This window comes from Gemmatimonadota bacterium (assembly GCA_016712265.1).
Lineage (GTDB): Bacteria > Gemmatimonadota > Gemmatimonadetes > Gemmatimonadales > Gemmatimonadaceae > RBC101.
The window spans coordinates 494,368-506,883 of sequence record JADJRJ010000027.1 but is presented as its reverse complement, the minus strand read 5'-3'; the positions used below and the strand labels follow the sequence as shown (position 1 = coordinate 506,883).

Genomic DNA, 12,516 nt, shown 5'->3' with positions numbered 1-12,516 from the left:
CAGCGGCGCCGCTGGCGTCCGTGGCTCGTGCTGTTCGCCATCGGCGTGGCGTGGAAGGTGGTGGTCTTCACGCTCGGGGCTGCCGTGCCGCGCTGGGTGATCGGGAATGGGATCGCGCACCTGCCCACGTCGGCGCAGGCGCAGGCGTTCAATGCGCAGTCGATCGCGCGCACGTTGTGGAATCACCCGCTGGAGCGCCTCGGGCTGGTCCGCGCCACGCGCGTGATGCGGGTGGACACCCTGCCGCTCGCCGCGCGAGGGGACAGCAGTGGGGCGATTCCCTGCCAGCGTGTGCGCAGCACGGTGCGGGCCTACACGTACTTTGCCATCCCGTATTCGGAAGCGCAGACGGTCTGTGACTCCGGCGTGGTGAACTACCGGGTCTTCCCGCGTAATCGTTAGGCGCGTGGTCACGCCGTCGCGTGTTCCCCGATGGATCGCGCACGCGGGGCCCGCGCTCGGGGCCGCGGCCGGGGTGGTCGCGCTGCTGGCGCTCCTCCTGGTGCTTGGCGGATTCGACGTGGGTGCCGCGCTGAGCGCGATGGTGCGCGGGGCCGTGGCGTCGCCGGGCGTCTTTGCGTCGTCGACCCTGGTGCGGGCGGTGCCGATCATCATCGCCGGGCTTGCCGTGGCCCTCGCCTTTCGCGCCGGGATCCTGAATGTTGGCGCCGACGGACAGCTGCTGGGTGGTGCGGCCGCCGCCACGGCCGTCGCCCTGGCACTTGGTGACACGCTCGGGCCACTTGGCATCGTCCCGGTGCTGGCGGCCGGACTGGTGACGGGGGCCGCCTGCGCGGCGGGTCCCGCCTGGTTGCGGCGGCGGTTCGGGGTGCTCGAGGTGATCACGACGATCATGGTGAACTTCATCGCCTTGAACGTCGTGAGTTGGCTGGTGCGCGGACCGCTCCAGGAGCCTACACGTGTATTGCCGCAGTCGGCAGCCATCCCGCGCGCGCTCGAACTCCCGCTCCTCCTGCCCGGGACGCGGCTGCACGTGGGGTTCGCGCTCGCCGTGGTGCTGGCCATCGTGCTGCACCGGTACTTCACGCAGACTGCCGGGGGATTCCGGATTCGCGTCCTCGGGGCCAATGCATCCGCTGCGGCTGTGGCTGGTCGGGTTGATACCGCCCGGTTGTCCACCCAGGTGTTTCTCTGGAGCGGGGCGTTGGCCGGACTCGCTGGTGCCGTGCAGGTGCTTGGGGTGACGCGCGCGTTGTACGACAACCTCTCCCCAGGCTACGGGTTCACCGCGATTGCGGTCGCGCTGCTGGCCGGGTTGCATCCGATCGGCGTGCTCGTGAGCGGGACATTCCTTGGCGGGCTGGCCGCCGGTGCGGCCTCCATGCAGCGAGACGCCGGCGTGCCTGCGGTGTTGGTCTCGGTGCTCGAGGCGGCGGTCATCCTGTCGGTCGTCGTGTGGCGCGCCAGGCAGCACCGCGTGGTGGCCGCGGCATGATGGACGCCCTCGCTCCCTTCCTCGACGCCAGCGTCCGCACCGCGACCCCGTTGGCGCTGGCGGCGCTTGGGGAGACGCTCTGCGAACGGACCGGGATCATCAATGTCGGGCTCGAAGGCGCAATCATCGCGGGATGCCTGGGCGCCGTGGTTGGGTCGGCCGCGTTTGGTGCCCCCGCCGGGGTGCTGGTCGCCGCCGGCGCCGGGCTGGCCGTGGCCCTGCTCTTTGGGGTGATAGTCCTCGTGGCGCGCGCCGACCAGATCATCACGGGGACAGCGATCACGCTCGGGGCCTACGGGGCCACCGGCGTCCTGTACCCGCTGTTCTTCGGCCCCGGCGGCGCCGCACTGGATATCCCGACCCTCGGGCCCCTGGCCCTTCCCTTCCTGTCTCAGCTTCCGCTCGTTGGTGCTGCCTTGTTTGGCCAGTCGATCCTGACCTACCTGTTGTATGCCGCCGCGGCGGGCTCGTGGTGGTTCCTGTATCGCACCGGGGCCGGACTGGGGTGGCGCGCGGTCGGCGAACACCCTCCCGCCGCCACGGCGGCCGGGATCAACGTGCGACGCGTGCAATGGCGTGGCGTGTTGTGCAGTGGCCTGTTTGGTGGGCTGGGAGGGGCCGCCCTGGTGATGCAGGTGGGCACCTTCTCCGAGCAGATGTCGGCGGGGCGCGGGTTCATCGCCCTGGCCGTCGTCGCGCTCGGGCGGTGGACCCCGCATGGCGCGCGCTGGCGGCGGCCCTGCTCTTTGGCGCGGCCACGGCGCTGCAATACCGCTTCCAGGCGGGCGGGTCCAACCTGCCGTACCAGCTGTTCGTCGCGCTGCCCTACCTCGTCACCCTGGCCGTGCTCGCCGGTGGGCTCGGGCGCGCCCGCGCGCCCGGCGGGTTGGGGCGTGAGGCAGCGTCCGGTCGTTAGGCGTCAGCACCCGACGTAGGGACTGGTCCAGCGGAGCCGCCAGCCGCCGCTGCCCTCGCGCTGCAGCACGGCGTAGATCACGCCATCGCCGAGGTACCGCGCGAACAGGATGATGGGCTCGGAGCGACCGCGGGCGGTCCCGATCACCATCAGCTCCATCGATTCGATCGCCTCTTCGCCGCCCACCATGCGCTCTGACCAGGCCAATTCCCACCTGCTACCAGCCGTTGTGTCCCGCTCGGCTACGAGCAGCAAGTGCTCATGCACGGGACTCGCCTCCTGGTTCAGGGTGCGGTCGATCTCCGCCATGACCACCTGCCGGCCATTGGACAGGGTCGTGCGCCACGCGCGATGCACGACATACGGAAGCCCCCGCATCAACTCTGCAGTGTCCCCCGGTGCGGCGGACGCCACCCGTGCCAGGTCGCGCGTCAGTCCGGCGGAGTCGCGCGGCGCAAGCCCAGCGAGCGAGTCCATGGCTAACGCGGCAAAGCGGCCCGTGGGAAAGGCCACGGTCCACCCGGTGGAATCGCCACGCGTCACGCGCAGCGCCGGCCAGGCCGAGCAGTCGTCCGGCGCATCCATCGCGATGGAATCGCCGGCGCTGGCAGTCCCGATGGACTGTCCCTGGCGAAAGAAGTCGAAGGCGACCCCGCGCCACGGGCCCAGGGGCACCTGCATCGTGTCGAGTGAGGCCGCGGTGTCCACAAAGGGGACGACCATTGCGGCTTGGTCGGCGTGGGCCCCATCACGAGGAAGGCCAGCCCCGCCGCGGTGTCCCAGGCGGCGTCCGTCACAATCGGCGCGACCGCGGGAGGTGGCGGTGGCGGCACCGTCGAGAGCACCGTATCGTTGGCGCGTTCGACGGCGGGGCGTTCGCACGCCCCGATGGCGAGCACGGCGACCAGCCATCGGCGAGGGAAGACACCCATGCCGCAAATCTGGGCGCCCGGACCGTGGCGTCAATCGCCACCCCTCACCATGCCGCCGTGCCTAACACGCCCACCACTGCCTGGCTGACGCGCCTTGGCCTCCATCGCAAGGACCTACGCGCCTGGGCGATGTACGACTGGGCGGTCTCGTCTTTCCAGACCACGATCCAGGTCGCGGTCTTCCAGATCTTCTTTGTCAGCGTGGGGGCCGCGGACATGGCCGAAAGTTCGCGCACGGCGAGCTGGGCCAGTGCTAACGCCATCTCGGCCGTCATCGTGGCCATCCTGTCACCGGTGCTTGGAGCCATCTCCGACGTCGCCGCCGCCAAGAAGCGCATGCTCGCGGGGTTCATGTTGCTCGGCGTGGCCGCGGTGGCCGGCATGTTCTTCCTTGAGCGAGGCGACGTTGCCCTTGCCTCGTGGCTCTACATCACCGCGACCGTCGGGGCGACCGCCACCATCGTCTTCTACGAGGCGCTGCTGCCGCACCTGGCCAAGCCGGAGGAAGTGGACCGGGTCTCGAGTGCGGGCTACGCGTTCGGGTATGTCGGCGGAGGCGTCCTGTTGGCGATCAACATCGCGTGGATCCTCAACCCGGCGCTGTTCGGCCTGCCGAGCGGTGAGGGTCTCACCCCCGCCCAGGCCACGCTCCCCGTGCGGCTCGCGTTCCTCTCGGTGGCCGTGTGGTGGCTGGTATTCAGCTGGCCGATCCTCCGGCACGTGAAGGAACCGCCCCGGGCCACGGAGGCCGACGAGGTGGGGGTACGGTCGCTGCTGGTGACGCCGTTCGTGCGCCTGGGTGAGACGGTGCGGATGCTCCGCACCTTCAAGCATGCGTTCCTCATGCTGCTGGCGTTCCTGGTCTACAACGACGGGATCCAGACGATCATCCGCATGGCCACCGCCTACGGCAAGGAGATCGGGATTCCGGACAGTGCCCTCATCACGGCGATCCTCATCGTCCAGTTTGTCGGGATTCCGTTCGCCTTCCTCTTTGGCATGCTCGCCAACCGGATCGGGGCCAAGACCTCGATCTTCATCGGCCTGCTCGCGTACACCGCCATCTCGATCGTGGGGTACTTCATGAGCAGCGCGCGGGACTTCTACATTCTCGCCGGCCTCGTGGGAATGGTGCAGGGCGGGACGCAGGCGCTGAGCCGGTCGCTGTTCTCCAGCATGGTCCCGGCCCACAAGTCCGGGGAGTTCTTCGGCTTCTACTCCGTCTTCGAGAAGTTTGCCAACATCTTTGGGCCCCTGCTTTTTGCCCTGACGATCTGGGCGACGGGGAGCAGCCGGGCCGCGATTCTCGGGGTGATTGCGTTCTTCGCCGTGGGCGCGTGGCTGCTGTCGCGCGTGGACGTCGAGGCCGGGCGTCGCATGGCGCGCGAGGCGGAGGAGGGCGTCGTCGTCGCCGAGCCGCATTAAGATGCGGATCCCGTGGGGCGTGCAGCAGTGGGTTATGCGGGTCGCCGTGCGCTGGTTCTACCGGCGGGTCGAGGACGAGGGGCTGAACCGCATCCCCTCCCACGGCCCGGTGATCCTGGCCGCGAACCACAACAACGCCCTGGTGGACGCCCTCGTCGTCGGCGCCCTGGTGCCACGGCGCGTGCAGCTCACCGCCAAGGCCACGCTCCTCGACCACCCGATCACCCGGTTCGTCGTGCACGCCGTGGGCATTGTGCCGCTGCGTCGCGCGAAGGACGAAGCCCAACGATCCGGTGCCGCCACCGCGGGCCGCAATGAGGGCGCCTTCGACGCCATCGTCGAGACCCTGCGGGGCGAGGGGATGATCCTCATCTTCCCCGAGGGAATCAGCCACAGCGAACCCGCCCTCGCCCCACTCCGCACCGGCTGTGCGCGCATGGCCCTGCAGGCGCTCGAGAGCGGAGTGCCCGAGGTCACGATCGTCCCGGTCGGCCTCACCTTCGAGGCCAAGGGACGCCCCCGCTCCCGCGTGCTCCTCACCGTCGGCACCCCGATCGCCGCGTCGGAAGTGCATGACGCCACCGACCGGGTGCGGGCGCTCACCGCACGCGTGGACGAAGGGCTCCGTGCCGTGACCCTCAACTTCCCCACATCCGCCGCGGCCCGTCAGGTGCTGGAGGTGTCCCGCACCCTGAGCCGCCTCTTCGGGACGACACCGCCGCTCACCACCCCGGACGTTCCCCTGGGCGACACCGTGCGCGTCGCGCGGCAGGTCGAGGAACTCCGCCGCGTGCTTCCCCACGCCACGCCAAACGATGTCGAGCATGTGGAGGGCTTCCTCGCGCGACTGGAATCGTGGCGACGCCGTGCGGTGCAGCTGGGAGTCTCACCGGCCGAGGTGGACATGAACACCTCGCTGGGGAGTGGAACCGGATTCGTCGCCCGGGAGGGAGTCGCCCTTCTCCTCGCCGCTCCTGTGGCCCTCTGGGGACGCCTCAACCACCTCATTCCACTGCGCCTCGCGCTGTGGATCGGCCGCGCAACGTCGCGGAATCCCGATGAACCGGCGATGCATACGCTCGTGGGTGGGTTCGCCCTGGTCCTCCTGGTCTACCTGGCCCTCGCCCTGGTGGTGGGACGGAGCGCCGGTTGGGGATGGGCGCTGGTGTACCTCGTCTCGCTGCCGGCGGCCGCCTCCCTCGACTTCTGGCTTACCGATCGGTGGCGGGCCTTTGCGCGCCGTGCCCGCGGGTACCTCGCCCTCCGACGGCACCCGGCCGAGGCGCGCGAACTCCTCGAGGAACGTGACGTGCTGCGCAGTGAGGCACGGCAGCTCGAATCCCTGCTGACTTCACGCGCAGGCGCCCCAGCGGACCCAACGGCCTGATCCCGGACTCAGGGGATACGCGGCGACGGAGGCGGCAGGAAGTGGCCGAGGAGGTCCCAATGCCAGGCGTCACGGCGTTCCCCGGTGCGAGGATCCTTGAGCGGCTTGAACTGGAGCCGCTCGGCCGGAAGACCCACGGCGCGACCGTAGGTCAGGAGCAACTCACGATCGACTGAAACGAGGTGCGCCATGGGACGCCCCTTCCAGATGTGGCGATGCAGCCAGAGCCCGCCGTCCATGGCGTGGATCATCCCGTCACGACGCTTCTCGTACTCCCGGAGGGGAAAAGAAAATGGGGACGCCTGTTGCATGCGCCCCCATCATAACCCCTGGACCTGCTCCCCCTACTGGCAGGCGATCAAACCTTCGATCGTCGCAGGGGCGATGGCCGGAGCGCCCCCCATGAACAGCCCACACAGGATGGGATAGGCCTGCGGGTGTGTCACGGTGGCTGACCACCCTCCCGGCGTTGCCACGCCGAAGGTGAAGACCACGCCAGGGGAGGGATCGAAGTTGAGCGCTCCGATGCTGGTCGTGTAGGTCCCGTTCTCGTAGAAGTACGCTTCCTGGGCGGTAGCCATGTTCCGCAGGTCCGACTTGAGGGCGGCCGCATTGGCCTTGCCCTTGGTGTTCTGGAACTTCGGGACCGCAAAAGCGGCCAGGATGCCGATGATCACGACGACGATCAACAGCTCGATCAGAGTGAAGCCCGCCCGGGATTTTCGCATGGGGATCGTCGTTCGCAGGTGACAACCGTGGTGACGCTGTCTGCATAAGCAACTGCGGGGCCGCAATCGGGCCCAGCCGTCCAAAGTCAGTAACGGCAACCACTTGACGACATCAGCGTGACGCGCGTCACAACGGGTCCATGCGTCGAATCGCGCCGGATAGTGCAGGTTGCAACCCGGAACTCAGTGCTTGGCGTCCACCCAATTGGGGCCGACGCCGAGGTCGACCTCGAGCGGAACCGACAGGGTGGCCGCCCCTTCCATCTCGGTCTTGACCATCGGGAGGAGGACGGCGACCTCGGCTGTGGGCGCTTCAAATACGAGTTCGTCGTGTACCTGCAGGAGCATCCGGGATTGCAGTCCCTCCGCACGCAGCCGGGCGTGGATCCGGATCATCGCGACCTTGATCAGGTCGGCAGCGGAACCCTGGATGGGCGCGTTGGTGGCCACCCGCTCCCCGAAGGCGCGCATGTTGAAGTTCTTCTCCTTCAACTCGGGGATGTAGCGTCGTCGATGGAAGATGGTCTCCACATACCCGTTCGCCTTGGCGAAGGTGACCATCCCGTCGAGGTATTCCCGGACGCCCTTGAAGCGCTCGAAGTAGGTGGTGATGAACGCCTTGGCCTCGGCGTTGCTGATCTTGAGCTGCCGGGAGAGGGCGTGGGCCCCTTGTCCGTAGATCGTCGCGAAGTTGATGGTCTTGGCCCGAGCGCGCATCTCCGAGGTGACGTCCTCGGGGGCCACGCCAAAGATGATGCTCGCGGTTTGCCGGTGGATGTCCACGCCCCGCGTGAAGGCATCGACAAAGGCGGGGTCATGGGAGAGGTGGGCGAGGAGCCGCAGCTCAACCTGCGAGTAGTCGGCCGCAATGAGCTGGTACCCCGCCGCCGGAACGAACCCCCGCCGGATGTCGCGGCCCAGCTCCCGGCGCACCGGGATGTTCTGCAGGTTGGGATCGCTCGATGACAAACGCCCCGTAGCTGCCACGGTCTGGTTGAAGGCCGTGTGGAGGCGACCGTCGCGCGGCAGGACGAGATCCGGCAGCGTGTCGAGGTAGGTCGACTCCAGCTTGGCCACTTCGCGGTACTCCATCAGCAGCGCGGGCAGGGCGTGCCCTTCGTCGGCAAGCTCCTGGAGCACCGAGGCGTCGGTGCTGGGGCCGGTGGCGGTCTTCTTCTTGACGGGCAGTTGCAGCTTGTCAAAGAGGATGGTGCGCAGCTGCGGATTGGAGTTGACGTTGAAGACCTCGCCCGCCGCCGTATGGATCTCCCGTTCCACGCGCTCCCGCTCCGCCTGGAAGCGCGTCTTCAGCGAGCGCAGCCAGGCCACGTCGATCGCGATCCCCGTCCACTCCATCTCGGCCAACACCTCGACCAGTGGCAGCTCCATGTCCTGCAGGAGCGGGCCGGCGTTGCCGCGAGCCAGTTCCGGGGCGAGATGTTCGGCCACGTCATGGGCAGCACGCGCCCACGCGCCGGCGAACGTGGCGGCCGTCTCCACGGGCACGTATTCGTAGCCCAGCTCGCCCTTCCCCTTGCCGCGCAACTCGTCCACGGCAGGCAACGGACGATCGAGAAACTCCAGGGCCAGGACATCGAGCGTATGCGCGCGCCGCCCGGGATCCAGGACGTAGCTGGCGAGCATGGTGTCCAAGTGCTGGCCGCGCAGCGTGAGGCCGTCCTGCCGGAGCAGCAGGATCGCCGCCTTGAGGTTGTGGCCGGACTTGCGCACGGTGGGCGCCTCCAGCAGGGCGCGCACCCGCGCCATCGCCGCATCGCCTAACGATGGCAGGTTGGCCACCTCGGGGACGCCGTTGGCGAGCGCGCGCGCGGCGAGGTGGTTCCCCACCGGGCCCGCCGAGCCACCCGACGCACCGCCTAACAAGTCCCCTTGCGGCGGGTGCCAGGGCCGGTGGCGCAACGGCAGGTAGGCCACATCGCCATCCGGATGCACCAGGGTCAGCCCGCACGGCACCTGCCACAACACCGCGTTCGCCATCTCGGGCGCACGACCCATCCCCTCGACGTGCAGCGTGCACGCGCCAGCCGCCTCGAGTCGCGCGACGTACGCGTCGACCTCGGCCACGGTCGTGAGCACGCGCACCGCCACCGGCACCGCCACGGGAGTTGCTTGCGCCATGGGCGTTGCTGGTCCCTGCCCGCCGCTCGCTCCCTCCAGCGCGCGGAGCAACGTGTTGAACTCCAGCTCAACAAACAGCTGCCGCAGGCGTGTGGTATCCTGGGTGCGTCGCTTGAGGCCGGGAGGGTCGAGGAGAATCGGCACATCCTCGCGAATCGTGACCAGCTCCCGCGACAGCTTGGCCTGGTCCCCAAACGCCAGCAGCGCCTCCCGCGGCCGCTTCTTCTGCACCTCCGCCGCGTGGGCCAGGATGCTGTCGAGGTTGCCGTAGGCGGTGACGAGTTCCTGCGCGGTCTTCTCCCCGACGCCCGGCACGCCGGGGACGTTGTCCGAGGCGTCCCCCAGCAAGGCGAGGTAGTCGGTGACAAACTGCGGCGGCACTCCCAGACGATCACTGGCGTTCTCCACCCCGACCCACGATTCCTCCACGCTCGCCGGCCCTCCGCGTCCCGGGTTCAGCAGCCACACCCCGGGGCGTACCAGTTGCTGGAAGTCCTTGTCCCCCGAGACGATGACGACGTTGATGCCCTGCGCGGTGGCCTGGCGCGCGAGGGTGCCAATGACGTCATCGGCCTCGAACCCCTCCTGGGCGATCACCGGCACCCCAAATGCCTGCAGCAATTCCCGGATGCGCGCCAATCCCTGGTCGAAGTCTGCCTGCAACTCGTCCGTCAGCTTCTCACGCGTGGCCTTGTACGCCGGGTACACCTCCTTGCGAAACGACGACCCCGCATCGTGGATCCACGCGACGTAGTCCGGATGGTGCTGTCCCAACAGGCGCTGCAGGAAGTTGACGACACCCCATGCCGCCGAAGTGTTCTCCCCGCGGGCCGTGCGCAGTGGGCGCGAGAGGAGCGCGAAGAACGCGCGGTAGATCAGGGCATACCCGTCCACCAGGAACAACGTGGGGGACGAGGGGAGCGTGGGAGTGGGCGACGGCACGATCGAAAACGGAGGGTGGACGAACCTTCAACTCTACTGCGCGCCGAGGACGGCGGGAACCAAAAACCGCCGGAGCATGAGCCCCGGCGGTGTGGGTGTGCAGCCCCGCGACCGCTACTGCACCATCAGGCGTCGCGCCGTCGTCTCGAACTCGGTCTCGGAGGACAGGGTCATGCGCCAGCGGCCAAATCCGGTCTGGTCCACAAAGACAATCGCAAGGCGATGCTGACGGTACTCCCAGATCTGGGTGCGACCACGCTGGTTGAGGTCGTTGATGTTGGGTTCCAGGATCTGGTCGGGCGTCCCCAGCGACACAAAGGCGCGTCCCCGATCGGTGAGCCATCCGGGACCCCCTTCTTCCCGGAACCGCAGGTTCGCCTGGCCCATCCGACCGAAGTAGTCGCGCAGCCCCTCGTGGGCCGACGTCTCCGGGATGGGGTCGGAATCGCGAATGAACTCTGCCCACAATCGCGCCCGGGCTTCGGGGCCGGCATCACGCATCGCGGAGAGGCGCGGGGCGCTGACGTAGTAGCGCAGGTAATCGAGCATCTCGGTGTACGTCGCGACGGGCAGGTCATCGCCGAAGGCCACGAAGATCGGCGCCCGGAGCGTGTCGGATCCGCCGGCACGATTGACGTACGCCACCATCACCCCGACGCCAAGCTTCTGCAGTGGGACCTGGATCACGCCGCTGAACAGGTTGCCTTGCCGAGTGAGCGAGACGGAGTCGCTCCACAGCACGCTGCCGGTGCCCTCCGGGCGGACCTGCACGCGGACGGGAAAGGTGGGGCCAGTGCCGTACCCTTCGACGTACAGCGGCAGGAGCGTGTCGCGCCCAAACACGACCGTGCTGCGTGGGGTCGCCAGGATGCGCGGGAGCGAATCGCGCGTCGTCCGCGGGGTCGCCTCAAAGAAGGCCACGGGCGAGCTTAACGCCCCGTCGGCCAGGCGCGGCACCCCGATCGTGGCCTCGATCGCGCTGCCGTTGTTCACCGAGTCGCCCTTGACGATCAGTCGGAGGTCGTAGGTGCCTGGCGGCAGGGGAATGACCCGTCGGAAGAGGACCGCCTCGTCGGTGCGCTGCGTCTCGCGAAAGGCAAGGACGCGCACGGTCTCGTCACTGGAAAGATTGGCGACCACGTCGGTGCCGCGCTTCACCTCCACGCCCACGCGGTACCCGCTGCGATACCGATCCCCTTCCCGCGAGAAGCGCAGGGCTCGGTTCGCCAGCGAGATGGTCAGCACCATCAGGGTCGAGTCGGTCGAACGCCCGGCGAAGAACGTGAGGTTGCCCACGAACGGCGTCTCGCCTCCCTCGGCCAGCAGCCCCAGGCGCCGATAGAGCGTGACCGCGTCCGTCTGGACCGGGACGCGCCGCTGTCCCGTAGGCTGGGCGGATGCTGCGGCCGGCTCCGGGCCGCGTCCTGGGGGGGCACCGCGTCCGCGTCCGCCACATGCCGTGGTCAGGAGGGTGAGCAGTGTGCATCCCGCGATGAGGCGAGGTGAGGTCAGACGCATGGGCAGGGCATCAAGAGGACCGGTGGAGCCGGCTGGCCTGATATATACCCGCGCGCCGGCTGGTTCCCTACCATCGGGAGCAGACACCGATGGGCTCTCACCTTCCGTTTGCTTGCTGCCACTGACGCCCGGGATTAGGTTCGCCCGCGTGTCGGAGAACTTCGAGGGCCGTGACATTGCCGGCTATGCGCTGAGACAGCTGGTGGGCGAGGGGGGCACTGCGGTGGTGTATCGCGCGGAGCACCCGGCCCATGGGACCGTGGCGTTCAAGCTGCTCAAGCCCAAGCTCCGCCAGGAGCGGACCGCCGTCGCGCGCTTCACGCGCGAGGCGGACTTCGGGAAGCGCGTCGTGCACCCCAACGTCATTCGCACCATCGAGATCGGGCAGGCGGATGGCCTGCACTATCTCGTGATGGAGTGGGCCCTGGGCGAGTTGCTGGAGAAGTACGCCAAGCGGAAGGCACCACTGCCCGTGACCGAAGTGGCGCAGATCATGGAACAGCTGGGTGCCGCGGTAAAGTCCGTCCACGACGCGGGGCTGGTACATCGCGACCTCAAGCCGGACAACGCGATGTACGACCCCGACACGGGCGTCCTCAAGCTGCTCGACTTCGGCATTGCCGCGGCCACGGATACCACGCAGGACGAGCGCCTCACGCGTGCCGGCTACTTTGTCGGCACCTTGATGTACGTCGCCCCGGAAGCCCTCTCGGGGGAGCTGGTCACTCCAGCCGCCGACCAGTATTCCCTCGCCACGATTGCCTACCTGTTGCTGACCGGGGTGCTGCCGTACCTGGCGAAGAATCCACGGGAGATGTTCACGCAGCTCCTGTCGCAGCCCCCGATTGCGCTCAACAAGGCAAAAGCGGGCCTGGTGTTTCCCGACGCCGTGGATCGGGCAGTGATGCGCGGACTCGCCCGCCAACCTGCGGAGCGCTTTGCCGACGTCGTGGCGTTCACGGCGGCCCTCGCGGACGCCGCCCGGGCTCCCGTGGACGCCGCGCCGGCGGCGGACGATGCCGCAGGCGAGAGCGGGCTGTTCTCCCGTGTGCGCGGCCTGTTCCGGCGTTAGG

At 68.6% G+C, this 12,516-nt stretch carries 11 protein-coding genes; 6 read left to right on the top strand and 5 right to left on the bottom strand.

Translation table 11 applies throughout. From position 1 onward, the window contains the following. Window positions 1–27: 27 nt before the first annotated feature. The 3 genes from IPK85_06585 to IPK85_06575 are packed head-to-tail and all read left to right on the top strand — an operon-like array spanning window position 28 to window position 2,391. Window positions 28–402, top strand: coding sequence for a hypothetical protein (locus IPK85_06585; protein MBK8247048.1), 375 nt, complete (start codon window positions 28–30; stop codon window positions 400–402). A 4-nt stretch (window positions 403–406) separates the two neighbouring features. Beyond that, window positions 407–1,456, top strand: a complete 1,050-nt coding sequence (locus tag IPK85_06580) for an ABC transporter permease (protein MBK8247047.1) — start codon at window positions 407–409, stop codon at window positions 1,454–1,456. Continuing rightward, entirely contained in the window at window positions 1,453–2,391 is a 939-nt protein-coding gene (locus tag IPK85_06575; protein MBK8247046.1) for an ABC transporter permease, read from the top strand. Before IPK85_06580 ends, IPK85_06575 begins: the two co-directional genes overlap by 4 nt. Here IPK85_06575 and IPK85_06570 read toward each other — a convergent pair. Beyond that, the gene (locus IPK85_06570) at window positions 2,376–3,095 is read right to left on the bottom strand and encodes a hypothetical protein (GenBank protein ID MBK8247045.1); all 720 of its coding nucleotides are present in this window, start codon (window positions 3,093–3,095) and stop codon (window positions 2,376–2,378) included. The genes IPK85_06575 and IPK85_06570 overlap by 16 nt on opposite strands. A 338-nt stretch (window positions 3,096–3,433) precedes the next feature. Between IPK85_06570 and IPK85_06565 the strand changes: the two genes are divergently transcribed. Both IPK85_06565 and IPK85_06560 read left to right on the top strand, forming a co-directional pair. Next, the gene (locus tag IPK85_06565; GenBank protein MBK8247044.1) at window positions 3,434–4,729 is read left to right on the top strand and encodes an MFS transporter; all 1,296 of its coding nucleotides are present in this window, start codon (window positions 3,434–3,436) and stop codon (window positions 4,727–4,729) included. Between the two features lies 1 nt (window position 4,730). Further along, window positions 4,731–6,116 carry a 1-acyl-sn-glycerol-3-phosphate acyltransferase gene (locus IPK85_06560; GenBank protein ID MBK8247043.1) on the top strand — a complete coding sequence of 462 codons (1,386 nt, stop codon included), beginning with the start codon at window positions 4,731–4,733 and terminating at the stop codon, window positions 6,114–6,116. An 8-nt stretch (window positions 6,117–6,124) separates the two neighbouring features. Here IPK85_06560 and IPK85_06555 read toward each other — a convergent pair whose 3' ends face one another. The 4 genes from IPK85_06555 to IPK85_06540 all read right to left on the bottom strand — a co-directional run bounded on the left by IPK85_06555 (window position 6,125) and on the right by IPK85_06540 (window position 11,443). Next, window positions 6,125–6,427, bottom strand: coding sequence for a hypothetical protein (locus tag IPK85_06555; protein MBK8247042.1), 303 nt, complete (start codon window positions 6,425–6,427; stop codon window positions 6,125–6,127). 33 nt (window positions 6,428–6,460) lie between these two features. After that, window positions 6,461–6,844: a prepilin-type N-terminal cleavage/methylation domain-containing protein gene (locus tag IPK85_06550; protein ID MBK8247041.1), complete on the bottom strand. Its 384-nt coding sequence runs from the start codon at window positions 6,842–6,844 to the stop codon at window positions 6,461–6,463. A 183-nt stretch (window positions 6,845–7,027) separates the two neighbouring features. Continuing rightward, window positions 7,028–9,925 carry a DNA polymerase I gene (gene polA, locus IPK85_06545; protein ID MBK8247040.1) on the bottom strand — a complete coding sequence of 966 codons (2,898 nt, stop codon included), beginning with the start codon at window positions 9,923–9,925 and terminating at the stop codon, window positions 7,028–7,030. Window positions 9,926–10,039: 114 nt separating this feature from the next. Continuing rightward, window positions 10,040–11,443, bottom strand: a complete 1,404-nt coding sequence (locus IPK85_06540; protein ID MBK8247039.1) for a GWxTD domain-containing protein — start codon at window positions 11,441–11,443, stop codon at window positions 10,040–10,042. 148 nt (window positions 11,444–11,591) lie between these two features. Between IPK85_06540 and IPK85_06535 the strand changes: the two genes are divergently transcribed. Further along, window positions 11,592–12,515, top strand: coding sequence for a serine/threonine protein kinase (locus IPK85_06535; protein MBK8247038.1), 924 nt, complete (start codon window positions 11,592–11,594; stop codon window positions 12,513–12,515). The last annotated feature ends 1 nt before the right edge of the window (window position 12,516 follow it).